Origin of the sequence: Streptomyces echinoruber, from assembly GCF_014651135.1 — a bacterium.
GTDB lineage: Bacteria > Actinomycetota > Actinomycetes > Streptomycetales > Streptomycetaceae > Streptomyces > Streptomyces echinoruber.
Genome location: NZ_BMWH01000025.1, coordinates 41,220 through 67,211 on the forward strand (window position 1 = coordinate 41,220; position 25,992 = coordinate 67,211).

Annotated in this window: 24 protein-coding genes, 1 tRNA gene and 1 pseudogene; 17 read left to right on the top strand and 9 right to left on the bottom strand. The window is 73.0% G+C overall.

Going from position 1 to position 25,992, the window contains the following annotated elements; all coding sequences use genetic code 11:
- Window positions 1–17: 17 nt before the first annotated feature.
- Complete coding sequence (locus tag IE225_RS24930) at window positions 18–2,063, top strand: DUF8823 domain-containing protein (protein WP_190059845.1); 2,046 nt, start codon at window positions 18–20, stop codon at window positions 2,061–2,063.
- Window positions 2,064–2,305: 242 nt separating this feature from the next.
- Here the strand turns inward: IE225_RS24930 and IE225_RS24935 are convergent, their stop codons facing one another.
- On the bottom strand, window positions 2,306–2,815 hold the full coding sequence (locus IE225_RS24935; protein WP_229880009.1) for a glutathione peroxidase: 510 nt from the start codon (window positions 2,813–2,815) through the stop codon (window positions 2,306–2,308).
- Entirely contained in the window at window positions 2,812–4,011 is a 1,200-nt protein-coding gene (locus IE225_RS24940) for an ArsR/SmtB family transcription factor (RefSeq protein WP_190059846.1), read from the bottom strand. Before IE225_RS24940 ends, IE225_RS24935 begins: the two co-directional genes overlap by 4 nt.
- 122 nt (window positions 4,012–4,133) lie before the next feature.
- Between IE225_RS24940 and IE225_RS24945 the strand changes: the two genes are divergently transcribed.
- The 3 genes from IE225_RS24945 (at window position 4,134) to IE225_RS24955 (ending at window position 7,114) form a co-directional block, all read left to right on the top strand.
- Window positions 4,134–5,378, top strand: a complete 1,245-nt coding sequence (locus tag IE225_RS24945; RefSeq protein ID WP_190059847.1) for an MFS transporter — start codon at window positions 4,134–4,136, stop codon at window positions 5,376–5,378.
- A gap of 177 nt (window positions 5,379–5,555) precedes the next feature.
- A complete protein-coding gene (gene nshR, locus IE225_RS24950; protein ID WP_190059848.1) occupies window positions 5,556–6,362 on the top strand; it encodes an NshR/TsnR family 23S rRNA methyltransferase in 807 nt (268 codons plus the stop codon).
- 347 nt (window positions 6,363–6,709) lie between these two features.
- On the top strand, window positions 6,710–7,114 hold the full coding sequence (locus IE225_RS24955) for a VOC family protein (RefSeq protein ID WP_190059849.1): 405 nt from the start codon (window positions 6,710–6,712) through the stop codon (window positions 7,112–7,114).
- 101 nt (window positions 7,115–7,215) lie between these two features.
- On the opposite strand, the gene IE225_RS24960 is transcribed toward IE225_RS24955, so the two are convergent.
- Window positions 7,216–7,479: a hypothetical protein gene (locus tag IE225_RS24960; protein ID WP_190059850.1), complete on the bottom strand. Its 264-nt coding sequence runs from the start codon at window positions 7,477–7,479 to the stop codon at window positions 7,216–7,218.
- A gap of 255 nt (window positions 7,480–7,734) precedes the next feature.
- Here IE225_RS24960 and IE225_RS24965 point away from each other — a divergent pair, with 255 nt between their 5' ends.
- From IE225_RS24965 to IE225_RS24990, 6 genes are all read left to right on the top strand, one after another.
- Entirely contained in the window at window positions 7,735–7,980 is a 246-nt protein-coding gene (locus IE225_RS24965; protein ID WP_190059851.1) for a hypothetical protein, read from the top strand.
- A gap of 247 nt (window positions 7,981–8,227) precedes the next feature.
- Window positions 8,228–8,413, top strand: coding sequence for a PIN domain-containing protein (locus IE225_RS33460; RefSeq protein ID WP_229880010.1), 186 nt, complete (start codon window positions 8,228–8,230; stop codon window positions 8,411–8,413).
- A 499-nt stretch (window positions 8,414–8,912) separates the two neighbouring features.
- Window positions 8,913–10,142 (top strand): helix-turn-helix domain-containing protein, encoded by a 1,230-nt coding sequence (locus IE225_RS24975; RefSeq protein ID WP_190059852.1) that lies wholly within the window; start codon window positions 8,913–8,915, stop codon window positions 10,140–10,142.
- Window positions 10,143–10,242: 100 nt separating this feature from the next.
- Window positions 10,243–10,473, top strand: coding sequence for a hypothetical protein (locus IE225_RS24980; protein WP_190059853.1), 231 nt, complete (start codon window positions 10,243–10,245; stop codon window positions 10,471–10,473).
- A complete protein-coding gene (locus IE225_RS24985; protein ID WP_229880011.1) occupies window positions 10,470–10,805 on the top strand; it encodes a DUF6415 family natural product biosynthesis protein in 336 nt (111 codons plus the stop codon). Before IE225_RS24980 ends, IE225_RS24985 begins: the two co-directional genes overlap by 4 nt.
- Window positions 10,802–11,560 (top strand): hypothetical protein, encoded by a 759-nt coding sequence (locus IE225_RS24990; RefSeq protein WP_190059854.1) that lies wholly within the window; start codon window positions 10,802–10,804, stop codon window positions 11,558–11,560. The genes IE225_RS24985 and IE225_RS24990 overlap by 4 nt, the downstream gene beginning before the upstream one ends.
- A 542-nt stretch (window positions 11,561–12,102) precedes the next feature.
- Here the strand turns inward: IE225_RS24990 and IE225_RS24995 are convergent.
- From IE225_RS24995 to IE225_RS33470, 4 genes and pseudogenes are all read right to left on the bottom strand, one after another.
- Window positions 12,103–12,175: transfer RNA gene (locus IE225_RS24995), tRNA-Arg, on the bottom strand.
- 197 nt (window positions 12,176–12,372) lie between these two features.
- Window positions 12,373–12,573, bottom strand: a pseudogene (locus IE225_RS34140) (hypothetical protein); the annotation flags it as partial.
- Window positions 12,574–12,857: 284 nt separating this feature from the next.
- Window positions 12,858–14,243 carry a M6 family metalloprotease domain-containing protein gene (locus IE225_RS25000; RefSeq protein ID WP_229880012.1) on the bottom strand — a complete coding sequence of 462 codons (1,386 nt, stop codon included), beginning with the start codon at window positions 14,241–14,243 and terminating at the stop codon, window positions 12,858–12,860.
- The gene (locus IE225_RS33470) at window positions 14,240–14,398 is read right to left on the bottom strand and encodes a hypothetical protein (protein WP_229880023.1); all 159 of its coding nucleotides are present in this window, start codon (window positions 14,396–14,398) and stop codon (window positions 14,240–14,242) included. Before IE225_RS33470 ends, IE225_RS25000 begins: the two co-directional genes overlap by 4 nt.
- Before the next feature lie 458 nt (window positions 14,399–14,856).
- Here IE225_RS33470 and IE225_RS25005 point away from each other — a divergent pair, with 458 nt between their 5' ends.
- Window positions 14,857–15,510: a TetR/AcrR family transcriptional regulator gene (locus tag IE225_RS25005; protein WP_190059856.1), complete on the top strand. Its 654-nt coding sequence runs from the start codon at window positions 14,857–14,859 to the stop codon at window positions 15,508–15,510.
- A gap of 261 nt (window positions 15,511–15,771) precedes the next feature.
- Entirely contained in the window at window positions 15,772–17,301 is a 1,530-nt protein-coding gene (locus tag IE225_RS25010) for an MFS transporter (protein WP_190059857.1), read from the top strand.
- Between the two features lie 136 nt (window positions 17,302–17,437).
- Here IE225_RS25010 and IE225_RS25015 read toward each other — a convergent pair whose 3' ends face one another.
- Window positions 17,438–17,941, bottom strand: a complete 504-nt coding sequence (locus IE225_RS25015) for a MarR family winged helix-turn-helix transcriptional regulator (RefSeq protein WP_190059858.1) — start codon at window positions 17,939–17,941, stop codon at window positions 17,438–17,440.
- A 111-nt stretch (window positions 17,942–18,052) separates the two neighbouring features.
- On the opposite strand from IE225_RS25015, the gene IE225_RS25020 reads away from it, so the two are divergent.
- A complete protein-coding gene (locus IE225_RS25020) occupies window positions 18,053–18,862 on the top strand; it encodes a dioxygenase family protein (protein ID WP_190059859.1) in 810 nt (269 codons plus the stop codon).
- A gap of 501 nt (window positions 18,863–19,363) precedes the next feature.
- On the top strand, window positions 19,364–20,362 hold the full coding sequence (locus tag IE225_RS25025; protein WP_190059860.1) for a sigma-70 family RNA polymerase sigma factor: 999 nt from the start codon (window positions 19,364–19,366) through the stop codon (window positions 20,360–20,362).
- A 787-nt stretch (window positions 20,363–21,149) separates the two neighbouring features.
- On the opposite strand, the gene IE225_RS25030 is transcribed toward IE225_RS25025, so the two are convergent.
- The gene (locus tag IE225_RS25030) at window positions 21,150–22,130 is read right to left on the bottom strand and encodes a helix-turn-helix transcriptional regulator (RefSeq protein ID WP_190059861.1); all 981 of its coding nucleotides are present in this window, start codon (window positions 22,128–22,130) and stop codon (window positions 21,150–21,152) included.
- A 62-nt stretch (window positions 22,131–22,192) separates the two neighbouring features.
- On the opposite strand from IE225_RS25030, the gene IE225_RS25035 reads away from it, so the two are divergent.
- The 3 genes from IE225_RS25035 (at window position 22,193) to pfkB (ending at window position 25,980) form a co-directional block, all read left to right on the top strand.
- Complete coding sequence (locus IE225_RS25035; protein ID WP_229880013.1) at window positions 22,193–23,860, top strand: MFS transporter; 1,668 nt, start codon at window positions 22,193–22,195, stop codon at window positions 23,858–23,860.
- Window positions 23,861–24,274: 414 nt separating this feature from the next.
- Window positions 24,275–25,036 (top strand): DeoR/GlpR family DNA-binding transcription regulator, encoded by a 762-nt coding sequence (locus IE225_RS25040; protein ID WP_190059862.1) that lies wholly within the window; start codon window positions 24,275–24,277, stop codon window positions 25,034–25,036.
- Window positions 25,033–25,980 (top strand): 1-phosphofructokinase, encoded by a 948-nt coding sequence (pfkB, locus tag IE225_RS25045; RefSeq protein ID WP_190059863.1) that lies wholly within the window; start codon window positions 25,033–25,035, stop codon window positions 25,978–25,980. The genes IE225_RS25040 and pfkB overlap by 4 nt, the downstream gene beginning before the upstream one ends.
- Window positions 25,981–25,992 lie beyond the last annotated feature (12 nt).

Consider the following 25,992-nt stretch of genomic DNA (forward strand, 5'->3'; position numbering starts at 1 on the left):
ACGGGGAGTGCCTTCAGGTGGCCACAGCGGAGCCGACACGCGCCGACAACGCCGATCCGGGCCCGGGAACCGGCCCGCGAATACGGCCGTCCGGGCTGCCCAAGCCGTCCCGGCCACCCGCGCCGCCGCCGGTGTCGCCGCCGGCGTCGGTGTCCTCGCCGTCCTCGCCGTCGGCGGCGTCCTCGGCACCGTCCCGCCGGTCCGCGCACGCCGATGACGCCCCGCCCCACGGCCCCGCTGATGCACTCCGGCATCCCGCCGATGCGCCCGGCGGCCTCACCGATGCGCCCCGCCGCGCCGCCGCCGGCACGGTCCGTCCCACCGTCCGTCCCACCCCGCGGCGCGCCGTCCTCGCCCTGCGCGCGCGCATGCTGCGCCATCCGGTGCTGTCCGTCACCGTCGCCGCCGCCCTCCTCCACCTCGCCTGGTTCTTCACGCTCGCGAACAGCGGGGGTGACCTGGCGGCGCAGGACGCGTGGGCGGAGTTCGTCGGCCGGCACCCCGACTCGGCGTACAACCTCGCCTGGTACGGCGGCATGCACCCGGTGTCCTACAGCGTGGTGTCGCCGTATCTGATGTCGGTCCTGGGCGTCCGCACCACCATGATGATCGCCGGGACGGCCTCGGCGGGCCTGCTGACGCTGGTCCTGATGCGCAGCAGGGCGGTGCGCAACCCGCTGTGGGCGGCGCTGGCGGGCCTGTTCGGGCTGATCTGCAACGCGCTGTCGGGCCGGGTGACGTTCGGCCTGGGCACGATGTTCGCGCTGGGCGCGGTGGCGGCGGTGTTCTGCTGGCCGCACCGGTGGCGGTACAAGCGGTGGGCGAAGGCGCTGTGCGCGGCGCTGCTGGCGGCGCTGGCGACGATGGCGTCGCCGGTGGCGGGGCTGTTCACCGGCCTGGTGGCGGTGGCGCTGTTCCTGCAGCGGCGGCGGCCGGGCGCGTGGGCGCTGGGCCTCGCGCCGACCGCGGTGGTGGCGCTGTCGGCGTGGCTGTTCCCGTTCTCCGGCACGCAGCCGATGACGTTCGCCTCCGTGATCCTGCCGCTGCTGTACGCGGTCCTCGTGTGCGTCCTGGTGCCGCGCGACTGGCGGACGGTCCGGCTCACCTCCGGGGTCTACGGCCTGTCCGTGGTGCTGGTGTGGCTGATCAGCTCCCAGATCGGCTCGAACATCACGCGGCTGGCGATGCTGTTCGCCGGAGTGGTGCTGGTGGCGGCGCTGCCGTTCCTGGCGCCGCGCTCGCGCCGGTGGTACCTGTGCGTGCTGGCCTGCACCGGCTTCGTCGTCTGGATCGGCGTGAAGTCGGTCGACGACATCGTGCGCACCGCGCCGGCCGCGTCCTGGTCGCGCGAGCTGGCGCCGCTCGTCAACCAGTTGCAGAAGGCCGACGCCGACAAGGGCCGCGTCGAGGTGGTCCCGGCCCGCTCCCACCGCGAGGCGTCCGCCCTGGCCCCGTACGTCAACCTCGCGCGGGGCTGGAACCGCCAGGCCGACATGGAACGCAACCCGCTCTTCTACGACGACACCCTCAACTCCGCGAACTACCACGAGTGGCTCAAGCGGTGGGCCGTCCACTTCGTCGTCCTGCCCAAGGGCGAACCCGACGGCGACGGCGGCGTGCGCGAACGCGCCCTCGTGCAGCGCGGCCTGCCCTACCTCCAGCAGATCTGGGGCGACGCCAACTGGCAGCTCTTCCGCGTCACCGACCCCACCCCGCTGGCCGACCCGCCCGCCACCGTGGACCGCGCCGAGCAGGGCGAACTCGTCATCGAGGTCAAGCAGCCCGGCCGCGTCCTGATCCGCGTCCCCTACTCCCCGTGGCTGGGCCTCGTCGACGCCCAGGGCAAGAGCGTCGAACCCCCGCGGGAGACCGAGGCGTCCAAGCACCGCCCCGACGGCGCCCCGAAGTCCTACGTCAACCCCAACGGCTGCCTCATGGAAACCCCCGAGGACGCCAAGGGCGACAAGTGGACGACGCTCCTGGCGCCCCGCGCGGGCACGTACCGCCTGGCCGCGCCGTACCGCCTGCCGCGCGGCACACCGTGCCCGGACGAGCTGAAGTGAACCGAGGCGAGGAAGAAACGGGAGGGAAGGGGGAGAAGGGGGAGGGGCGGGCCCCGGCGACGCCGACTCGCCCCTGACCCGCACGCCGGGGGCCGGCATCCCCGGGCCCGCACGGCCGTCCGCCCCGAGCCCGCCCCGGCCCTCACTCGGCGGCGAAGACGCCCGCCCCTGCCCAGGAACAGGAGCAGGGGCGGGGCGGGGGCAGAGACAGGTCCGCCCGGTCGAGCCGCCGCCGTGCCGCGCTACCCGAGCGCCTTCTCGACGGCCGCCACCAGCTCCGGCGCCTCCGGGTCGGTCTGCGGGGAGAAGCGGGCGACGACCGCGCCGTCCCGGCCGATGAGGAACTTCTCGAAGTTCCAGCGGATGTCGCCGCTGTGCCCCTCGGCGTCGGCGAAGCCGGTCAGGCGCTCGTACAGCGGGTGCCGGCCCTCCCCGTTCACCTCGATCTTCTCGGTCATCGGGAAGGTCACGCCGTACGTCGCCGAGCAGAACTCGGCGATCTCCTCGGCGCTGCCCGGCTCCTGCCCGAGGAACTGGTTGCACGGTACGCCCAGCACGGTGAACCCGCGCTGCGCGTACCGCTCGTGCAGCCGCTCCAGCCCGGCGTACTGCGGGGTCAGCCCGCACCGGGAGGCGACGTTCACGACGAGGACGACCTTGCCCGCGTACTGCTTCAGATCGGCCGGACCGCCCCGCAGGGCGCCGATCTCGACGTCGAGGGGGGAGGCGGCGTTGGTGTCAGCTGTGGTCATGGGCGGATGCTAGCCCCCGTCGTATCCGCCCCGCCGGGTGCGCCCCGGCCGGCCTGCCCCGCCGCACCCGCTCCGCCGGGTCCGCCTCGGCCGGCCTGCCCCGCCGCACCCGCTCCGCCGGGTTCGCCCCGGCCGGCCTGCCCCGCCGCACCCGCTCCGCCGGGTTCGCCCCGGTCGGCCTGCCCCGCCGCACCCGCTCCGCCGGGTTCGCCCCGGTCGGCCTGCCCCGCCGTACCCGCCCCGACCAGCACGTCCCCGGCCGCCGTCCGCGCGTACAGCACCGCGCGCCCCGCCCGGCGCCGCGTCACGAGCCCCGCCTCGCGCAGTACCTTCAGGTGCCGTCCGACCGAGCCGAGGGACTGGCCGGTGACGGCGGTGAGCTGGGTGGTGGTCAGCGGGGAGCCGAGCAGGACCAGGAGCGCGGCCCGGTTGCGGCCGAGGAGGGGACCGAGACCGCGGTCGGCACGGGCGCCGCCGGGGTCGGCGAGGACGCCCGCGCACGGGTAGACGAGGGCGTAGCGGCTCCCGGCGGGGTCCCAGGACACCCAGCCGTGCCGCTGCGGGGTGACCGGCACCAGGACGAGTTCGGCGCCGGAGACCTCGCGCGGCGGATACTCCTGCAGGTTGACCTGGAAGCGGTTGCCGCCCAGCCAGCGCGTCCCCGGCCGCAGGGTGCCCAGCACCGCGGCCCAGCCCTCGCGGCCCACCTGCGTGGTCCGGGCCAGCACGTCGGCCTCCAGCACGTGCCGCCGGCGCGGCCAGTACGGCCGTACGGCCCGCGTCCAGACGTACTCCAGCAGCCCGGCCGCCCGCTCGGCCAGGTCGGTGCGGTCACGCAGCGCGGCGGGCAGCGGGCCGGTGAGGGAGAGCCGCAGGTGGGCGCGGACGTCGGCGGGCGCCGCGGACCGCACCTGGGCGAGCGCCTCCTCGAACGTCTCGCCGTCGCGCGGGGTGGGGGTGAGGAAGTCGGCGATCCACTCCCGCCCCAGCCCGGCCCCGACGAGCAGCGCGGTGACGGGATCGGCCGCGAGACGGGCGCGGTAGGCGGGCAGGTGCGCCGCCAGCCAGGCCCGTTCCCCGGGGTGCGCGGCGACCCCGGCGTGCAGCAGCTTCAGGCACGCGAAGGTCTCGGCGTACGGGGAGAGCACGAACCGGCTGCCCGCGAGGGTGTCGGCGTTGACCTGCCACCAGCCCAACTCCCCGTCCCCCCTTCGCTTGTGCCGCTCCCAGGATCACCGGTCCCACGGCTTCGGGGCCGCCTTTCGCGCCTGCGCGAAACCTTAACGGCCCCGGTCCGCCCCGCCGCAGACTCCGCGGCATGCGCAGCTACCAGGACCTGTTCCGCACCCCCGAGTTCACCCCGCTGTTCCTGTCCGGCGCGGCCCACACGGCCGCGCAGACGGTGAGCGGACTGGCGCTGGGCACACTCGTGTACCGGGCCACCGACTCGCCGCTGCTGTCCGCGCTGAGCATGTTCGGCCCGTCGCTCGCCCAGGTGGCCGGCGCGGCCACCCTGCTGTCGGCGGCGGACCGGCTCCCGCCGCGGGCGGCCCTGACGGGCGTCGCGCTTGCCTTCGCGGCCGGCACGGCCGTACTGGCGCTGCCCGCCCTGCCCGTCGGCGGCGTCTTTGCCGTCGTCCTGCTGCTGGGCCTGGCGGCCTCGCTCGGCGGAGGTGTGCGCTGGGGCCTGCTGACGGAGATCCTGCCCCGGGACGGCCACCTGCTCGGCCGCTCCCTCTTCAACATCGTGAACGGCCTGACGCAGGTGGCCGGTTACGCCACCGGCGCCGCTCTCGTCGCGGCCCTGACCCCGCGCCCCGCGCTGCTGGTCTCCACCGCCCTGTACCTGCTGGCCGGCGCCGGCACCCGCCTGGGCCTCACGGCCCGCCCGCCCCGCGTCACCGGCCGCCCCTCCCCGCGCGCGACCTGGCGCACCAACGCCCTGCTGTGGTCCTCCCGCCCCCGCCGCCTGCTCTACCTCGCCCTCTGGCTCCCCAACGGCCTGGTCGTCGGCTGCGAATCCCTGTACGTCTCCTACGCCCCCGACGCGGCCGGCACCCTGTTCGCCTGCGCGGCCCTCGGCATGTTCACCGGCGACGTCACCGTCGGCCGCCTCCTGCCGCCGGCCCTCAGGCGCCGCCTGCCCGTTCCGCTCCTGCTGCTCCTCGCCGCCCCCTACCTCGGCTTCTTCCTCCGCCCGCCGCTGCCCGCGGCCGCCGCCCTCGTCGCCGTGGCGTCGGTCGGCTTCGGGGCGAGCCTGCTGCAGCAGGAGCACCTGATGGCCCTGGTCCCCGACGAACTCGGCGGCCACGCCCTGGGGTTGCACTCCTCCGGCATGCTCACGGCGCAGGGGCTGAGCGCGGCGGCGGCGGGCACGCTCGCCCAACTCACCTCCCCCGCTTGGGCGATGACGGCGATGGCGGCCGCGTCGGTGGCGACGACCGGGTGCCTGGCCCGGGGGCTGCGGGCCGGCCGTGCCGCTTTGCCCGCGGCAGCGGAGGCGGCACCGGGTGCGGCGGCCGCCGCGGGCCTCGCAGGCCCCGTCGGACCCGCCGGCGACTGACGTCCGACGACCGACACCTGACCGACTGCTGCCTGACCGGTGTCACACCGGCACCTCACCGATGTCCTACCGATGTCCCACCGGCGCCCCGACCGCGCGAAGGCCGCGCGAAGGCCGCGCGAAGGCCGCGCGAAGACCGCGCGAAGACCGCGATATTGCGCGTGCTAAAGTTCCGTCATGACCAGCCTTGACGTCATCACCGGGAAATCCGATCCCGCCGTACAGCGAATCATCGACGTCACGAAGCATTCTCGTTCTGTCATCAAAACGGCGCTGATCGAAGACCCGGAGCCCCTTCTGCAGTGCATTCGCGCAGGGCTGGACTTCCTCGAGGTCTACGGCATCGACACGGTTCCTTTTCCGCAGGACCTCCTCGCCGCCTGTGAACAGCGAGGAATTCCCGTGCGTCTGATCGAGTCCTCGATCGTCAACCAGATCTTCAAGACCGACAAAAGGCCCAAGGCGTTCGGCATCGCCCGCGTTCCCAGGCCGTGCCGCCTGACCGACCTGGACCGCTCCACGGGCGACGTCGTCGTCCTGGACGGCGTGAAGATCGTCGGCAACATCGGCGCGATCGTCCGGACGTCCTTCGCCCTCGGCGCCGCCGGCATCGTCCTCGTCGACAGTGACCTGACCAGCATCGCCGACCGGCGCCTGGTGCGCGCGAGCCGCGGCTACGTCTTCTCGCTGCCCATCGTCCTCGCCTCCCGCGCCGAGGCCACGGCCTATTTCCGCGAAAGCGGCCTGCGCCTCGTCGCGTTCGACGCCCACGGTGATCTCTCCGTCCGCGACCTGCACACCGCCGACGAACGCCTCGCCCTCCTCTTCGGCAGCGAGAAAACCGGCACCTCCAGCGACTTCGAGGGCATCTCCACCAGCACGGTCGCCATCCCCATCAATCCCGCCGCCGAATCCCTCAACGTCTCCGTGTCCGCCGGAATCGCCCTCCACGAGCGGGCGCACCGGAATCTCGGGAATTCCTGAATTCCACAGCCGGCGGCGCACGGAAACGGCGCCGCCGGCTTTTCCGTTCCCGGACCGCCACGTCCGCCGACTTCTGCCTCACCGCCGACCGGGCCACCACCGTACGCCGCATCCACACCAGCCCGACCGACCGACGACGCGAGCAGCCACACCCCCGTCCGCTCCACCGCGGAGGCCGGCCTCACCCTCGACCGGCTCGGCTCCTTCGGCTCCTTCCGCTCCGGTGCTCCGGCTGTGAGACGGCCGGGAAGAGACCGGTCGCGTCCGCTTCGGCGCGATCCCGCCCTGGTCGGGCGGAGTCGGCCGTTCCGCCGATGACGGGCCCGGCGCGGGAATACGATCACCGCATGGACGCCCTGTATCCCCGGCTGCTCGTCGAGGACTTCGACACCGCGGCCCGTTTCTGGACCGAAGCGCTCCGCGACCTGCTGGGCATCGAACCCGTCAAGGTGGTGCCCGCCGTCGGCTACGCCAACTGGGACCTGGACGGCGAAGCCGTCCTCGTGCTGTACGCGCGCAAGGCCATCGCCCAGGTCATCGGCACCGGAGACCTGCCGTCGGCCGCGCCCGCCCAGGACGCCGCGATGCTCGTCCTGCGCGTCGACGACGTCGACGACGCGGCGCGCCGCCTGAGCGGACACGGCGCGTCGGTCCTCGCCGAGCCGCAGGACCGCCCCGAGTGGGGCCCCGGCCTGCGCACCGCGCACCTCAGGACGCCGGACGGCACGCTGGTGGAACTGCAGTCCTACTAGGCCCACCGGAGCCCGTCCAAAGGTCTGATCTCCGATCACGGAGACGCCCCGTCGCCCAGTGCCGTCGTCGAACGCGGCGGACTCCGCAACGCCCGACGCCGCTACTGCTGGGCCACGAGACCGGCGACGACCAGCGCGGTGAGCACGGTGACCGCCGCGAAGGGCACCATGACCGACCGCGCGCGGTCCAGCCACCGGGGCGGCGGTGCCGGGCAACCGCTCCTGCGCGCAGATCCCGCACACGCGCCGCCGCCGCGGACCGGCAGCGCGCGGCTCCAGGGACGGCCGCCGTCGTCGCGGAGTCCGCCGGCGCCGCCCGGCCCGGCGGAGACCGAGGCGGCCCTCTCTTCCTCCCACGTCGTCATGTCGCATTCAACGACCGGTCCGGATACGGGGTTATCCGCCCGCCGGACGCGGTGATGCAGCCGTTACCCGACCGTGAGAAAACCGCGCCCCACCGACCACCGCCTCGGCGCCGCCCACGGCGACACGGTGGAGTCGCGTTCGACGACGGCACTGGGCCCCAAATGAGCTGACCCGAAAGCTGTGAGCGGGCGGGCGTGAACCGTAGCCTGGGATCAACAGCGCTACGCCACCTGATCAGTACGGAGGGGATGCCGATGACCACAGTCGGCGGTGTGCCCCACCCGCCGTCCCGGTCGCCGTATCCGTTGCGGACCATCCGTGACATCCGGGAGTCTCTGCCCGAGGATCAGCGTCGGCACTTCGACGCGGAGCTCGCCGACACGGAGATCGAGGCGCTGCCCCAGATGCTCCACCGCTGGGTGACGCTGAGCAACGACGGCTTCGAGGAGTTTCTGCTCTCCGCTCCCTTCGAGGGTCTGGAGTTCGGCGCTCGCTCCTAACGATGAGCAGACGGCCGCCGAGTGATCCACCTGCTCGACACCAATGTCGTCGCCGAACTCACCACCCGGGCGGAACCAGATCCGCGCGTCATGGCCTGGTTCCGATCCACGGCCAGGCCCAACCGCTTCCTGAGCGTGATAACCGTCGCTGAGATCGGGGCAGGGTAGCCGCCACCCCGGTCCCGTACGACAGGCCCGCTATGCCCGAGCTCTTGCTGCGATACGGCAGGAATACAGCGGCCGCATCGTGTCGATCGGCGAACCGGAAGCGGCCGCCTACCTCACGGTCCACAAGACTCTCAAGGCTGCCGGCACCAGCATCGACCCACCGGATGCACTGATCGCCGCCACCGCCCTGGCCAACGGCTGGACGGTAGCCACCCGCACCATCAAGCACATGGCCCGAACCGGGGCTCTGGTGGTCAATCCATAGGAGCAGCACTTGTAGGTTGAGGGGCTCCTCACATGCATGTTCTCGAAGCCGGAGGCCCTGCCACCCGAGTGGGCGGCAGGGCCTCCGGCCTGCTTTTTCTCTGTGTCCCCGGCAGTGTGCCCCCGGCAGGATTCGAACCTGCGACACCCGCTTTTAGGAGGACCGCAGGGGCCGTCGGGCCCGAGCGGCCCGCCGGGGCCGGCAGGCAAGGACGGCGCCGACGGCAAGGACGGCCGCGACGGGCAGACGTGCCCGGACGGGTACAGCCCGCAGGCTCCCTCGTGGGATCCTGACGCGCTCGTCTGCCGCCGCGACGGCGCCCCGCCGCCGGAGTCCCCGACGCCGAGCATGCTCGCGCTGCCCGCAGAGCGGCGCCGCAGCGCATGACACTGCGCCCCTGTCTGGCCTCACGGCCGGGCAGGGGCGCTCTCGTGCGTTCTGCGCCCGTTGACGCCGCCCGTACTCTGGCCATACAGCATCGCCTTACAAGGGAGCGCGCATGGACGAGCTCAGCGTAGGTGAACGAATCCGCGTGCTGCGGGAGTCTCGCGGACTGAGTAGAGCAGCGCTCGCGCAGATGTGCGGCCGCGGCGTCGACTGGCTCAAGAAGATCGAAAGCGGCGAGCGTGAACTGCGCTCCTACAATCTACTCGTGCGGCTCGGCGCCGCGCTGCAGGTGTCGGACCTGTCCGTCATCACCGGCTGCCATGACGGTGCCGCTCATCCGGTGCCCACCGGCCGGCTCACCCATCCTGGCCTGCCTGCGGTGTGGGCCGCCGTCATGAACCGGCCGCTGTCCCTGACCGCACCGTCGACGGGCCCGGTCGATCCGGCTGTGCTGCAGGGCCGTGTCGACCAGTCATGGCGGCTGTGGCATACCTCGGCGCACAACCGCAGCGAGGTCACGGCGCTGCTGCCGGACTTGATCCGGGACGGCGAGGCGGCGGTGCGCGCCCTCGACGGCGCTGAGCGGCGTGCTGCCCTGGTCGCCCTGTCGGATATCTACCGGCTCACCGGGCAGGCGACGGCGTACGTCGCCCCGGCCGAACTCGCGTGGGTCGTCGCCGACCGTGCGCTGACGGCTGCTCAAGAGGCGGACCGGCCCGACGCGATCGCTGCGGCCGCGTGGAACATGGGCAACATCCTGCGGGAGACGAGTTACCCCGACGAGGCGCTGCGGATCGTCACCGAGGCGTCCGAGGTGATCCGCCCGCACCTCGACGATGCCCCCGACGACTGGCGGGGCGTGTACGGAGCGCTGCAGCTGCACGCCGCCGTGACCGTCGCCCGCGACGGCCGCGAGGGCGACGCGTGGCGGTACTGGGACAAGGGCGACCAGGTCGCGAAGAGTCTGCCCGCCTCGTACGTGCACCCGAGCACCGTGTTCGGCCGCGCCAATGTCGACTTTCACGCCGTGAGCGTGGCGACCGACCTGCGCAAGGCGCAGCGGGCGATCGGGCTCGCCGACGACATCGACCCTGACGTGATGCCCTCGCGTGAGCGGCGGGCGCGGCTGTGGGTCGAGGTCGCCCGCGGGCACCTGCAGCGGGGTGATCGCACGGCGGCGCTGCACGTGATGAAGATGGCGTACGACATTGGCGCCGAGACTGTCGCGTACACGCCGTCGGCTCGGTCTGTGGCGGCGGATCTGTGGCGGCACGCGCCGCGGGCGATGCGGCCGGAGGCGAGCGGGCTCGCCGAGGCGATCGGCGTGCCGACCGCAGTGTGATCTAAGGGGACAGCCTGGGACAGGGGGACACTCTGTCCCCGTTACCGGCCGGTAGTCGCTCTACGGTGCGTGCCCTACCGACTACCGACCGGGGGTCCTGATGAGCCGTACCCGCTTACACACGTCGCTGCGCCCAGGCGAGACGCCCGTATGCGACCGCAGCACAGGAGAGATCCGCGTCCCGATCGCCCTGTACGACCTCGACACGCACCAGGGCGACACCTCGCTCGTCATGTCCCGGCGCGAGGCTGAGGCGCTGTTCGCCTCGCTCCGTGCCGCACTCGTTCCCGTGCCCGAGCAGCGGACGATGCGCCCGGAGGCGGTCCGGTGACGACCGTACCTCGCGAAGTCGACGCAGCGGCGATCGAGCAGATGATCCGCGAGGCGTTCGACGCCTCCCGCCGCCTGCCGTCCTACCCCGAACTCGTCACGCTCAACGAGCAGTTGCGCGCCGAGATCAACCGGCTCATGCCGATCGTGCGGGACGCCGCCGGCCGCGCCACGCCCCGATCCCGCGAGTGGTACGCCGCGATGCAGGCGATCGAGCACGCCGAGTACGAGCTGCGACAGCCGCTTGGGACCGGCCCGCTCGGTGGGTCGATGCACGTCGCCGAGCTCGCTCGCCGCGTCGTCGATCTGCGCGAAGCGGGGGGTGTGCAGTGAGAGTGTGCACGATCTGCGAGACGCCGATCCGGCCCAACCAGCCGTACCGCAGGCACGCGGCCGACGCCTACACGCACAACACGTGCCGGAGGCCGCCGACGACCGTGCCGTACATCGCGACGTGGTCGGGCGAGAAAGCCGCTCCCGACCCGGTCGTCGTGTACCGCATGCCCGCCGGAGACACGTTCCGCAGGGGAAAGCCCGGCATCACCTGCATGCCCGTCGGCATCCGCTACTCGGGCGAGGCGTTATCCGACCGCGACGAGCACGGCGTGCTGTGGCTGCCCGACGTCGACAACCCCGGCACTGGCCGCCTCCTGTACGGCAATGTCCACCCCGGCCGGCAGCGCCGCGCCATGACGGAGCTGCTGTGCCAGGTGTGCGGCGGCCCAGCCGACCGCGACAGCCGCGGTGTGCTGTGGCTGGTCGAGGACGGACGCGGAGACTGGTCCGGGTGGCCGAAGGACCTGATGACGACGCACCCGCCGATCTGCCTGAAGTGCGTGCGCGCCGCGCGTGAGCAGTGTCCACACCTGTGGAAAGGAAGCGCGCTGGTGCGCGTCGGCCGATCAGTGGTGTGCGGCGTGTGGGGGCGCCGGTACACCGCCGGCCGCCTCGGGCCGTTGGTTGTCGAGTCGACGGTCGTGCCGTTCGAGTCGCCGCTGATCCATTGGACGGTCGCCTCACAGCTCGTGCGGGCGCTGTACGCCTGCACGGTCGTGAGCGTCGACGAGGAACTGGCGGCGCTCACCTAGACGGCGTGCCCGGCGGTCGACGTTCCCCCGGCGTCCCGCCGAGCACGCCCCCGCTGCCGACCGCCCGCCGATCCCGGTCGGCAGCGGGCAGGGCGGCCGACCCCGCTCCCCCGTCGGGGCGGCCGCCCGTCAACGCACCAGCTCGGAGAGCGGCACACCGATCGCGTCGGCGAGCCCGCCGCCCCCTTTCCCGTGCCTGACTGATTCTTGACGCAAAGCTGCCCTTTGAGACGACGCCGATCCGTCTACGTTGATACATACGCGAGGCCCCCGTCGGCGACTGCGGCTGGAGCCTCGGCCCGTGGCTCCAGCCTCCCCGCTGGGGTCCCACAGGTTGATGCGAGCGCGCGTCCGGCGCGCGTGGGGAGCCGCGCCAGCCCTCGCGCAGATTACTGCGATCAGATACATGAACGATGCCACTGCTCCCAGCGGGTAAATCTTCGTGGGGATGTGGACTCCTTGTGGACTCCTGACGTGATGAAGGCCCCCCGTTCGATTTGAACGAGGGGCCGAAACCGCCTCTGACCTGCTGTCCAGGTCGGTGCCCCCGGCAGGATTCGAACCTGCGACACCCGCTTTAGGAGAGCGGTGCTCTATCCCCTGAGCTACGAAGGCGTGATCGGCGTGGGCGCCGGTGTGGCCGGTGGGCCACAGGCGTCAGGTTACCGGATTGTGCGGCGAGGCGGAGGGAGGGTCAGGTGACGGGGACGTGGGTGAAGCGGGAGGCGGTGTGGAGGTCGCCTTCGATGCGGGCGGCGGTCTGCTTCAGGCGGGGGAGGAGGCCGTCGATGCAGGCGGTGCGGGTGTGGCGGCAGGCTCAGCGTCCCGCCCGCCTCCGTCAGTTGCCGCAGCACCGCGATCCCGCGCAGCAGCGGCGTCACCGCCTCCGCCGGCACCTCCTCCCCGGTCGGCGGCACGGCGGGTACGTCGCCCGCGGCGGTCGGCGGCGCGGTTGTGCCGGTGCCCGGTGCCCGGTGCCGATGGCAGGCCCCCGTCGGCGCCCCCGCTGGCATCCCCGTCGGCGCCCCGATCACCGTCGTGGGCCTCCGTCGGGGGCTTCGGGGGCTTCGGGGGCATCGCGGGCATCGGGTTCTCGGTTCTTCAGTGCGTTCAGTGCGTCCAGTGCGGCAGTGTGTCCGATATGGCGGGGTGTCCGATGCGGCAGTGTCCGATGCGGCGGGGCGTCCGGTGCGGTGGGTCTCGGACGCCATTTCCGTGCTGACCGGCACGGTGTGCCTGCCGGGGGGGACGGGCCTGCCTACGGTAATCCTCGCGCCCGCCTCGGTCCCCGTCCGCCTCAGCCTCTGCCCGTATCGGTGTCCCGTGTCACCCGCACCCGGTACACCGGTGCGCCCGATGTCCGCGCCACCCCCGACGCCCCCGGCGGCTTTCTCGATCCCGGCGATCCCGACGCCTCCGTCCTCCCCGCCCCCGACACCCCCGTCGCTTCGATCGCCGAAACCTTCGGCTCCGGCGATTGCGTTGCCCCGCCCCCCGTCATCGCCCCCGTGACCGTGATGCGGATTCCGTGTTGCGGGTCGTGGAACGACTCGCCGGGGCGGAAGGCGGCGTCGGAGAGTTCGGCGTGGACGTTGGGGCTGTGGGTGCAGCCGCCGGTGTCGCGGTGGGCGTCGAAGACGGTGACCGGGCCGTGGCCGGTGTCCACGTCGGCGTCGATGCGGTAGATCAGCACGCCGGGGCGGCAGACGGCCTCGTCGTTGCCGGCGCGGGTGCGCACCTCGACGGCGTAGGCGGTGTGCCGGTCCACGGGGACGACGACGAGCTTGGGGCCGCCCGCGAGCGCCAGTGGGGTCAGCTCGTAGTCGGCGGTGCCCCGGGTCGCCGCGCAGCTCACCTGGGTCCCGTCGATCCAGCCCAGCTTGAACTTGTGCCAGCCGAGCAGGTCGTTGTTGGCCCCCCAGTCCTCGCTCATGATGTCCCAGTGGCCGACCGCGCCGCCGCCGTCGGCGGTGTACAGGTCGGGCAGGCCGAAGGCGTGGCCGTTCTCGTGGGGCAGGACGCGGTAGCCGGTGCGGCCGTAGGAGCCGGAGCCGTCGTCCTGGCGGGAGTAGACGAAGGAGGCGTTGGCGACGGGGACGCCGTCGGCGACGGGGGCGTCGAGGTTGCCGGCGAAGGTCACGGACAGCACGGTGTCCAGGGCGGAGGGGCCCGCGTTGGGGGTCACCAGCACGTTGAGCAGGTCGTAGGCGCGGAAGTCGACCTTGGGATCGGCGGCGGCCACGATGTCCTGGACCAGGGTGCGGTAGCCGGGGTCGAAGGGGGCGCCGCGCTCTATGCCGTACTCCTTGAACGGCTTCGGCATGCGCAGCCAGGTGGGTATCGGGGCCTCGGCGCGGTAGTCGAGGCGGCCGTAGGAGCTGGTGCGGTACCAGGCGCGGGTCTGCGGCAAGAACTCCGCGAAGCGGTCGGGGGCGCTGCCCCGGCCGGGCGCGTCGGGGAAGTCGACCATGAGGGTGAGGGCGCGGACGGTGCCGGTGGAGTGGGCGTAGCCGCGGACGGTGGGTATCCCCTCGGACATCTGCACGGCGGGGTCGCCGTGCAGCAGGCAGGCGTCGAGGGCGGCGGCTCGGGCCGGCGCGACGGGGCCCGGGGCCGTGGTGGAGTCCTGCGGGGGGCGTGCGGTGCCGGCGGAGGTGCTGACGGCGAGGGTCACGGCGGTCACGGCGGCCAGGGCGGCCGTCCGGTAGGGGCGTATGCGGCGGGGGAGCGCATGGCCGGGGAGTGGGTGGCCGGGGAGCGCAGGGTGGGGGAGTGGGTGGCGGGGGAGGGCGTGACCGGGGAGCGCGTGGTGGGGGCGTGCACGGCGCGGGCGTGCACGGCGCGGGCGTATACGGCGCGGGCGTATCCGGCGCTGCGTCGGCTGCATGCACGGACCCTTCGCTCCACGGCAGCCGCCGGTCCCTCGGCTGCACCCTTGCGCTCACCTTCGGCCGACGGAGTGGTGGGCGCCCGTTGGAGGAGCCCGGTCGGGGGACGTCCGGATGAAGGGGGCATCGGGGGTGTGACGTAGGTCACGCAAGAAGGGGGCGAGGGAGGGAAATAAGTGGGGACCGTTTCCCCGTTTGGTCATGCGTAGACGCGAAACGGGGACCCTCTCCCCGGATCGCACCGGATCGCACCGGATCGCACGGCAGCGCATCGGCCGCACACCGAGCGGGGCACCACGTCCCGCCCGCCCGCGGTCGGCGGGCGGCCGGGCGATCGGACCACCGGACGTCCACTGAACGACCACCGGACGTCCACCGCGACCAGAACGACCCACCCAGGAGTACGCCGTGCAGACCGCCACCCCCGTATCGCGCAAGGCGACCCGGCCGCGTGCCGACGCCCTGCGCAACCGGGAGCGGATCGTCGCCGCCGCCCGGGAGATGTTCGTCGAGAACGGCCCCGACGTGCCGTTCGACGAGATCGCCCGCCGCGCCGGCGTCGGCAACGCCACGGTGTACCGCAACTTTCCCGACCGGGACGCCCTGATCCGCGAGGTGGTCTGCTGCGTCATGGACCGCACCGCGCGGGCGGCCGAGCGGGCGCTCGCCGAGGGCGCCGAGAGCGGTGACGCGTTCGCGGCGCTGGAGCGCTTCGCGCACGCCGCCGCCGACGAGCGGATCAGCGCGCTGTGCCCGATGCTCGCCGGCGCCTTCGACCACCACCACCCCGACCTGCTGGCCGCGCGCGGCCGGGTCGAGCACCTCGTGGCCGAGATCATGGAACGGGCCAAGGCGGCCGGGCAGTTGCGGCCCGACGTGGGCGTCGGCGACCTGCTGATGGTCGTGGCGCAGCTCGGCCGGCCGCCGGCCGGCGCGGTCTGCGTCAGCCTCGACCGCTTCGTCCACCGGCACCTGCAGCTCTACCTGGACGGGTTGCGGGCCCCGGCCCGCTCCACCCTCCCGGGCACCACCCTGACGATGGAGGATCTGCGTCAGTCCTGACCGATTAGTTCAGCGCACGACACCAGTCTCCCCTGCGAGCAGTACCTGGCAGCACCCAGAAGCATCCAGTAGTACCCGGCAGTACCTGGCAGTACCCGGCGGCTTCTGTCGGCCTCCGGCCGGCCGTCACCGTCGACGGGTCCGCCTCTTCGCCTTTCCGACTTCTTCCGTCCGTCTTCCGTCTCCCTTTCGTCTCTTTCCACCTCTCTTTCACGCTTTTTCGTTCTTCTTCCGTCACGAAGTTCCGAAGTGGGTACCTCCATGTCCGAAACAGCCGTCAAGGCTCCCGGCGTCCCGGACGCCAACCGCTGGAAGGCGCTCGGCTTCATCGCGCTCGCCCAGCTGATGGTCGTCCTCGACGCGACCATCGTGAACATCGCTCTGCCCTCCGCCCAGCAGGACCTGGGCATATCCGACGGCAACCGCCAGTGGGTGGTCACCGCCTACGCCCTGGCTTTCGGCGGCCTGCTGCTCTTCGGCGGGCGCATCGCCGACCTGTGGGGCCGCAAGCGCGCCTTCGTCACCGGCCTGGCCGGCTTCGCCGCGGCCTCCGCGCTCGGCGGCGCGGCCACGACCGGCGCGATGATGTTCGGCGCCCGAGCCCTGCAGGGCGCCTTCGGTGCGATGCTCGCGCCCGCCGCGCTCTCCCTGCTCGCCGTGATGTTCACGGACGCCAAGGAGCGCGCCAAGGCGTTCGGCATCTACGGCGCCATCGCGGGCGGCGGCGGAGCCGTCGGCCTGATCCTCGGCGGCTTCCTCACCGAGTACCTGAACTGGCGCTGGACGTTCTTCGTCAACATCCCGTTCGCCGTCCTCGCCGCGGCCGGCGCGTACTTCGTCATCCGCGAGCCGCAGGGCACCCGCAACCGCTCCCCGCTCGACGTCCCGGGCGTGGTGCTGTCCACCCTCGGCCTGGTGGCGCTGGTCTACGGCTTCACGCGCGCCGAGTCCGACGGCTGGGGCGATTCCGTGACGGTTGCGATGTTCATCGCCTCGGCCGTGCTGCTGGCCGCCTTCGTGCTCGTCGAGTCCAAGGTCAGGGCTCCGCTGCTGCCGCTGCGCGTCGTGACCGACCGCAACCGCGGCGGCGTCTACCTCTCGCTGGGTCTGGCGATCATCGCCATGTTCGGCCTGTTCCTCTTCCTCACCTACTACCTGCAGGTCGTGAAGGGGTACTCGCCGGTCAAGACCGGCTTCGCCTTCCTGCCCATGGTCGCCGGCATGATCACCGGCTCCACGCAGATCGGCGCCCGCCTGATGACCCGCGTCCCGGCGCGGCTGCTGATGGCCCCCGGCTTCCTGCTCGCCGCGGGCGGCATGCTGGTGCTGACCCAGATGGAGATCGACTCCTCGTACGCCGGTCTGATGCTGCCGGCGATCCTGATGCTCGGCCTCGGCATGGGCACCGCGTTCATGCCGGCGATGTCCCTGGCCACGCACGGCGTGCAGCCGCGGGACGCCGGTGTCGCCTCGGCCATGGTCAACACCTCGCAGCAGGTGGGCGGGGCGATCGGCACGGCCCTGCTGAACACGATCGCCGCCTCGGCGACGACCTCGTACATCAAGGACCACATCGCCACCGCGGCCGGCAGGCCGCAGCAGCAGCTGGTCCAGCTGCAGGGCATGGTGCACGGCTACAGCAACGCCATCTGGTTCGCCGTCGGCATCCTCGTCCTGGCCGCGCTCATCGCCGTCACCCTGGTCAACGCCGGCCGGCCGGGTACGACGGCCGTGGCCGGCTCCGGTGACGAGGTGGAGGAGGAGGTGGCGGTGCCGGTGGTCGCCCACTAGGCATCCTCGGGGCACCCGCCGGGCGACCCGGCACCCGGGCACCCCGGCACCCGGGCACCCCGGCATCCGGGCGCCCTGGCGTCCGGGCACCCCAGCATCCGGGCACCCCGGCGTCCGGGTGCCCGGCGGGGCGGTGTCAGCGCAGCCAGGGCAGGTCCGCGCCCGCTTCCTTCGGCTGGAGTCCCTCGGCGACGATCTGCATGATCTCGCCGAGGGATTTCTGCTGTTCCGGGGTGAGCCGGTCGAACAGCGCCTGCCGTACGGCGGCCACGTGGCCCGGCGCGGCCTGCCGCAGCACCTCCAGGCCCGCGTCGGTCAGCACCGCGAACTGGCCGCGCTTGTCGGACGGGCAGTTCTCGCGGCGCACCCAGCCGTTCTTCTCCAGGCGGGCGATCGCGTGGGAGAGGCGGGAACGGGTGATCTTGGCCTGCCTGGCCAGTTCGGTCATGCGCATCCGGCGCCGGGGCGTCTCGGAGAGCACGACCAGCAGCCCGTAGTAGAGGTGCGGCATGCCCGCGTCCCGCTGCAACTGGCGGTCGAGGTGGTCGTCCAGGAGCCGGGTGGCGTCCAGGAAGGAGCGCCACACGACCTGTTCCTCGTCGGTGAGCCAGCGGGGTTCTTCTGCGGGTGCCCTGTTCATGTCTCCACTGTACGACCCCTCTGCTTGAAAGTTAAACAACGTAGGCGTAGGCTGGCGAACCAGAAGCTTGAGGATTCAAGCAACCTGGAACGAGCCGGAAGGGGTCGCCCGATGTCCGCCGCCACCCGCAGCCCCCAGGGGCGGATGCCCGCCCTCTACCTCAGCCACGGCGCCCCGCCGCTCGCGGACGACCCCGTCTGGCCCGGCGAACTCGCCGCCTGGGCCGCCGCCCTGCCCCGCCCCAAGGCGATCCTGATGCTCTCCGCCCACTGGGAGGACGCCCCGCTGGCCCTCGGGGCCACCGAGACCGTTCCCCTCGTCTACGACTTCTGGGGCTTCCCCGAGCACTACTACCGGGTCCGCTACGAGGCCCCGGGCGCCCCGGAGCTCGCCGCGTCGGTCCGCAAGCTGCTGCGCGCCCCCGGCCTGCCCGTCCAGGACGTTCCCGACCGCGGCCTCGACCACGGCGCCTACGTCCCCCTGGCCGAGATGTACCCGGCGGCCGACATCCCCGTCCTGCAGATCTCCCTGCCCACCCTCGACCCGGTGCGGCTGCTGGAGATCGGGCGGAAGCTGGCGCCGCTGCGCGACGAGGGCGTACTGATCGTCGGCTCCGGCTTCTTCACCCACAACCTCGCCGCCCTGCGCCACCCGGGCGGCGGCGTGCCGAGCTGGTCCGCCGAGTTCGACGACTGGGGGCGCCGGGCGCTCCAGTCCCGTGACTGGGACGCCCTGCTCGCCTTCCTCGACAAGGCCCCGGCCGGCCGCTACGCCCACCCGCGCACCGAGCACTTCGCCCCGCTCTTCGTCGTCATGGGCGCGGCCGAGGCGGGCGGCGAGCTGGACGGGCCGGACTCCGTGCGGTCGGTGATCGAGGGGTTCTGGATGGGGCTGGCGAAGCGGTCGGTGCAGTTCGGGTGACGGCGGCGACGGTGGCCGGGACGGGAACGAGGGCGGGTACGGAAACGGGAACGGGTGCGGATACGGATGCGGGAACGGAGGCGGGGTGCTCCGGTGAACGGCCGGGGGCTCGCCTGTGCTCGTCGGCGTTTTCCGTCGTGCGGGGAAACCCTCGGCGGCTCCCGTTCGTCTTCCGGGTGGGAGCGGAGCATCCGGCGTAAGTAAGTGTGACGGCTGTCTCATCCGGCGCCCGGATCCCGGAGCCCGGCGATCCCGGGAACGCTCTTCACTCCTGGCCTGACCTGCGTCTCTGTGGTTCGCGGCGACACCGCGTGCCCGTGAGTGGCGGCACAGGGTACTGCATGATCGGAAAAACCGGGGGGCGGGTTGGGAATTCTGTCCGGATTCCAGTCGTTGTTTCCCTTGGATGCGGGGCACCCGACCGGGGACCACACGAGTCCGAAGAGAGTGCCAAGCGTCCCAAGGACCGCCCGCTGACCCACCATCGCAGAGGGAGCACGCATGGCAACCCGTGCCGTCGCACGCCGAGAGCCCGCCCTGGGCGAGGCCGTCGACGCGACCAGCAGTGTTCGCGCCCGTGGCGGCGAGATCGCCGAGCGCGATCTGGTCGGCATGTACCTCGACGAGATCGCGCGTACACCGCTGCTCGACGCCGCCAAGGAGGTCGAGCTGTCCCAGATCATCGAGGCGGGTGTGTTCGCACGGCAGATCCTCGACGGCTACGAGGAGACCAGGACGGACGCCACCCGCGAGGAGCTGGAGGCCCTGGTCGCCGAGGGGGAGCGCGCCAAGGACATCTTCATCCGCTCCAACCTCCGGCTGGTCGTCGCCGTCGCCCGCCGCTACCCGCGCAGCGGCCTGCCCCTGCTGGACCTGATCCAGGAGGGCAACGCCGGCCTGGTGCGCGCGGTGGAGAAGTTCGACTACCGCAAGGGCTTCAAGTTCTCCACGTACGCCACGTGGTGGATCCGCCAGGCCATCACCCGCTCCATAGCCGACCAGTCCCGCACCATCCGGCTGCCGGTCCACCTGGTGGAGGAGCTGGGCCGCATCCGCCGTGTGCAGCGCGAGTTCAACCGCGAGCACGGCCGCGAGCCGGAGCCCGCGGAGATCGCCGCCGAGCTCAACACCACGGCCGAGCGCATCACCGACGTCCTCGACTGGGCCCGCGACCCAGTCTCGCTGAACATGTCGGTGGACGACGAGGGCGAGACCCAGTTCGGCGACCTCCTGGAGGACACCTCGGCGGTCTCCCCCGAGCAGTCGGTGCTCACGCTGCTGCGCAGCGAGGAACTCGACGACCTCATCGGCCGCCTCGACCAGCGCACCGCGTCCATCATCCGGATGCGGTACGGCATCGAGGACGGCCGCGAGCGCACCCTCACCGAGGTCGGCAAGGAGCACGGCCTGACCCGCGAGCGCATCCGGCAGATAGAGAAGCACGCGCTGCTGGAGCTGAAGAAGCTGGCCCGCGACACCGGGTTCGACGCGGCGGCGTGAGCCGCCCGGCCGGCCTCGACGCCCGTACCCGGTCGGCCTCGACGCCCGTGCCCGGCCGACCCGGTCTGCCTGTCGTGCCCGGTCGGCTTCCATAGCCGTGCCTGCCGGACTCGACGCTTGTGCCCGCTGATCTCGGCGCCTGGGCCCGCTGGTCTCGACGTCCGGGCCCGGCCTGCCGGGCGGGCGGGGCCGTCCCCGGACGAGGGGTGCGCGGCGCCGCGGGGCACCCGGGAGGAGCGTAAGCGGTTGCGGGCGCGCGAGCGGCCGTGGGCGCGTGCGCCGGGTGGCCGAAGGCCGCGCAAACATGGCTCTGGAACGTCGCTTCAAGCGGGCGGGCCAGGGGAACAAACCTTCCGGGCCCGGGAGTTCGCACCACGCAGGCCCGTGACGACAGGACCGCGTCACACCGTCACACAGGGCCGGAGACGGGTTCGTTCCGTGGGCCTCGTAGAGCGCTCCGACCTCATCTCAAGCCATGTCCCGACGCACCACCCCCCCGGCGCCGGGACTTCCTCCGAGCCGGGCTCCGGCGCCTCTCCCCCCAGGCGCCGAAGCCCGGCTCCTTGTGCGCCCGGCCCACCTGCCCTTCCGGAGACGCCTGTTCCGGAGGCGCCTGTTCCGGAGACATCCGTTCCGCAGGTGCCCCGCCCCGAGTGCGCCTGCCCCGAAGGGCCCGTTCCGGAGGTGCCCGTCCGGAAGCCCGGGAGCGCCCGAACTCCGCCCTCCGCGACGTCTGCTGACGTCCCCTCACCGCTCCCACTCCTCCTGACCTTCCCGCCCTTCCTCCTCACCCATCCTCGCCGCAGCCGCCCGCCGCCCGGCACAGCCGGGTGCCCAGGCGCCTTGCGTACGCGGCGAGTTCGTCGGGTTCGTGGACCGTGAAGTCGTGGCCCAGCAGCGCCAGCCGCACCGCGAGCCAGTCCACCGAGCCGTCGTAGGAGCCGCGCAGCCGGCACGAGCCGTCGTCCAGCGGCTCGGGGGTGCCGAGCCAGGCCGGCAGGCGGGCGGCGACGGTGTCGGCGGGGGCGGCGAACGTGATGGAGAAGGCGTACGTCTCCTGCTGCCGCCGGATCGACCGCCGGAGGTACTCCGCGGCGCTGCCCGTGGGGGGTTCGCGCGGGGTGAAGCGGGCGCCGGTGGCGAACGGGTCGCCGATCCGGTCGACGCGGAAGGTGCGCCAGTCGGCGCGGTCGAGGTCGTAGGCGACCAGGTACCAGCGGCGGCCGGTGGACACCAGCCGGTGCGGTTCGGTCAGGCGGCGGGTCTCGGCGCCGTCGCCGGCGCGGTAGGCGAAGCGCAGCCGTTCCCGGCCCGTGACCGCCGACGCGATGACGGTGAGCGTCTCCGGTGCGATGGTGGGGCCGTCGCCGCTGGTCAGCGGGGTCGTCGCGGCCTGGAGCGCGGCGACGCGGTGGCGCAGGCGGCCGGGCAGCACCTGCTCCAGCTTGGCCAGGGCCCGCACCGACGCCTCCTCCACGCCCTCGACGGCGTGCCCGGCCCCGGCCCGCAGCCCGACCGCGATGGCCACCGCCTCCTCGTCGTCCAGCACCAGCGGCGGCATCGCCTTGCCCGCCACCAGGCGGTAGCCGCCGTCGGCGCCCATGGTCGCCTGCACCGGATAGCCGAGCTCGCGCAGCCGGTCGATGTCCCTCCGGACGGTCCGGCGGGAGACCCCAAGACGCTCGGCGAGTTCGCCGCCCGGCCAGGCGCGGGGCGTCTGGAGGAGGGAGAGCAGCTGCAGGAGCCGGGCCGGGGTGTCCGTCGTCATGCCTACGAGAATGCCGTGGAAGTAGGACATGATCTGACCTATTCGGCTTCTAGCGTCGGGGCATGACCTCCAGCCGGACACAGACCACGCCCGAGTCGATGGCCCCCCAGGCCCCGCAGGCCCCACAGATCCCGCAGGCCCCATGGCAGAAACAGACGCAGACGCAGACGCGGAGGCAGGGGCAGACGCAGGCACGGACGCAGGCCCCGCCGAGTCCGCCCCCGCACCCCGGAACCGCACCGGCACCGGCATCCGCACCCGCGCCCGCGCCCGTCTCCGACCGCCGCCGCTGGTTCGCCCTGGCGATCGTCATGACCGCGGCCTTCATGGACCTCGTCGACGTCACGATCGTCAACATCGCGATCCCGTCCATCCAGCGGGACGCCGGCGCCTCCTTCGGCCAGATCCAGTGGATCACCGCCGGTTACGCGCTCGCCTTCGCCGCCGGGCTGATCACCGGGGGGCGCCTCGGCGACATCCACGGGCGCAAACGGATGTTCCTGCTCGGCATCGGCGGCTTCACGCTCGCCTCCGCGCTGTGCGGCCTCGCCGCGAACCCGGAGATGCTGGTGGCCTCCCGCATCCTGCAGGGCGCGACGGCGGCGATGATGGTGCCGCAGGTGCTGTCGATCGTGCACGCCACCTTCCCGCCCCACGAACGCGGCCGTGTCTTCGGCCTGTTCGGCGCGATCGTCGGCCTGGGCGCGGTCTCCGGCCCGCTGCTGGGAGCGCTGCTGACGGAGGGGAACCTGTTCGGTCTGGAGTGGCGCCCGATCTTCCTGATCAACCTCCCGGTCGGTGTCGCCGCCCTCCTCCTCGGCAGCCGCTTCATCACCGAGTCGAAGGCGCCGCAGGCCCTGAAGCTGGACCTGGTGGGCGTCGGACTGGTGACGCTGGGACTGGTGATGCTGCTGTATCCGCTGACGCGCGGGCGGGAACTGGGCTGGCCGCTGTGGGGCTACGGCCTGATGGGCGGCGCGGTCGTCGTCTTCGCGGCGCTGGTGGCGTACGAGCGGCGCAAGGCGGCCAGGGACGGCTCGCCGCTGATCGAACTGTCGCTGTTCCGGATCAGGAGCTTCGCCGCGGGCATCGCCGTGCAGACCGTCTTCGGCGTGGCGCTGGGCGTCTTCTTCCTGGTCTGGACGCTGTACCTGCAGATCGGCCTGGGCTGGAGCCCGCTGCGCGCCGGCCTGACGGGCGTCCCCTTCTCCCTCGCGGTCTCCACGGCGGCCGGGCTGTCCGTGCAGAAACTGGTGCCCCGCTTCGGCCGGGGCGTGCTGCGGGCGGGCGCGCTGGTGATGGCGGCGGGCATCCTCCTCTACATCGGGCTGGCGCACCACTACGGCCTCGGCATCGAGCCCTGGCAGATGACGCCGCCGCTGGTGGTGACCGGCGCCGGCATGGGGCTGATCGTCGCCCCGCTGACCGACGCGATCCTGTCCGGGGTGCCGCGCGAGCACGCCGGGTCGGCGTCCGGCCTGATCAACACCGTGCAGCAGATGGGCAACGCGCTCGGCCTGGGCCTGGTGTCGGTGGTGTTCTTCGGCGTCGTCGACGACCGGCTCGCCCCGGACCGGATCGGCCCGGCCTTCGTGCACGGCTTCGAGCATGCGCTGGGATGGGTGGCCGGGGTGATGGGCGTCATCTTCCTGCTGATGTCCGCGCTGCCGCGCCGGGCGGCGACCGGAGCGGCGGGGACGGAGGCGGCGGCCGCGGCGCACGAGGGCTGACGCGCCCGTACGGCTCCGTACGACCCCGTACAACGGAGGGGGTCCGGCAGACGGTGGCCGGGCCCCCTCCGCCGTGCGCCCGAGCGGCATCCCCGTTGCACGCCGTTGCACGCCGTCGTACGCCCGAGCAGCCGCTTCGCCGTGCGCTTGAGCGGCCGCTTCGCCGTGTCCCGGGTGGTTCCTCCACCGCGTGTCCGGGCAACCCGTGCGAGACCCGGGGCGGGGCGGCCGGCCGCACCTGGGAAATCAGCCGGCGCCCGGGAAACCGACCGCCCCCGGGAAACCGGGCACAACCGGAAGTCCGACTGTGCCTACTTGCCACCCGTTCTCGCCCGAACCTGTTTACTTTCCGGAAAACCGGGCGTAGCCTCACGGGGAAACCACACGTTCGGGCACGGCCGGAGGCAAACGGACATGTACGCACCGGAGCGTCAGCAGGAGATCCTGCGTCTCGCCCGGGACAGCGGCCGGGTGGACGTGGTGTCGCTGGCGGAGGAGTTCCAGGTGACGGCGGAGACCATCCGCCGCGACCTGAGGGCCCTGGACCGGGCGGGACTGGTCCGCCGGGTGCACGGCGGCGCCATCCCGGCCGGGCGCCTCGACTTCGAACCGGACCTCGCCGAGCGCGAGTCCACGGCCGCCGACGAGAAGGACCGCATCGCCAAGGCGGCCCTGGCGGAACTGCCGACCGAGGGCACGGTGATCCTCGACGCCGGCACCACCGTCGCCCGCCTGGCCGCCGCCCTCCCGCTGGAGGCCCGGCTGACCGTCGTCACGCACAGCCTGCCCATCGCGGCCCGCCTCGCCGACCACCCCGGCATCCAGCTCCACCTCGTCGGGGGGCGCGTGCGGCACCGTACGCGCGCCGCCGTGGACGCCTGGGCGCTGCGGGCGTACGGCGAGATCCGCGCCGACGTCGTGTTCGTCGCCGCCAACGGCTTCTCCCCGGAGCACGGCCTGACCACCCCCGACCTCGCCGAGGCCGCGGTCAAACGGGCCGCGCTGGCCGCCGCCCGCCGTGTGGTGCTGCTCGCCGACTCCACCAAGCACGGCCAGGAGCACTTCGCCCGCTTCGGCGCCCTGGACGACGTGGACCTGCTGATCACCGACACCGGGCTCGGCCCCGACGACGCCGCCGCCATCGAGCGCGGCGGCACGGAAGTAGTGCGCGCATGATCCTCACCGTCACCCCCAACCCGTCCCTCGACCGCACCTACGAGGTGCCCGCGCTGGAGCGCGGCGAGGTCGTCCGGGCCACCGGCGAACGCATGGACCCCGGCGGCAAGGGCGTCAACGTCTCCCGGGCCGTGGCCGCCGCCGGGCGGCGCACGGTCGCCGTGCTGCCGCTGGGCGGGGCGCCGGGCGCGCTCGTCGCCGACCTGCTCGCCGCGCAGGGCATCGAGGTCGCGCCGGTTCCGGTCGCCGGGGACACCCGCTCCAACATCGCCCTCGCCGAGGCCGACGGCGTCCTGACGAAGATCAACGCGCCGGGGCCGGAGCTGTCCGCGGCCGAGCAGGAACTGCTGCTGGAGACCGTGCGCGAGCAGTCCCGCGACGCCGACTGGATCGCCTGCTGCGGCAGCCTGCCGCGCGGCCTCGCGCCCTCCTGGTACGCCGACCTGGTCGCCCGGGCGCACGCCGCCGGCGCGCGCATCGCGCTGGACACCTCCGGGCCCGCGCTGCTGCGGGCGCTGCGCGAGCGGCCCGACGTGGTGAAGCCGAACGCCGAGGAGCTCGCGGAGGCCGTGGGGCGCCCGCTGGCCACGGTGGGCGACGCGGTCAAGGCGGCCGAGGAGCTGCGCGGGCTGGGCGCGGGCGCCGTGCTCGCCTCGCTCGGGGCCGACGGGCAACTGCTCGTGGACGGCGCCGGCACCTGGTTCGGCAGCGCCCGCGTCGACACCGTGCGCAGCAACGTCGGCGCCGGCGACGCCTCGCTCGCCGGGTTCCTGATCGCCGGCGGCAGCGGACCGGAGGCCCTCGCCTCCGCCGTCGCGCACGGCGCCGCCGCCGTCCGGCTGCCCGGCAGCGTGATGCCCACGCCCGCCGACCTCGACCCCGCCGCGGTGACCGTCACGGCGGACGTGCCGGTGGACCGTGCGCTGAAGGAGCCGGTGACATGACGTACGCCAGGC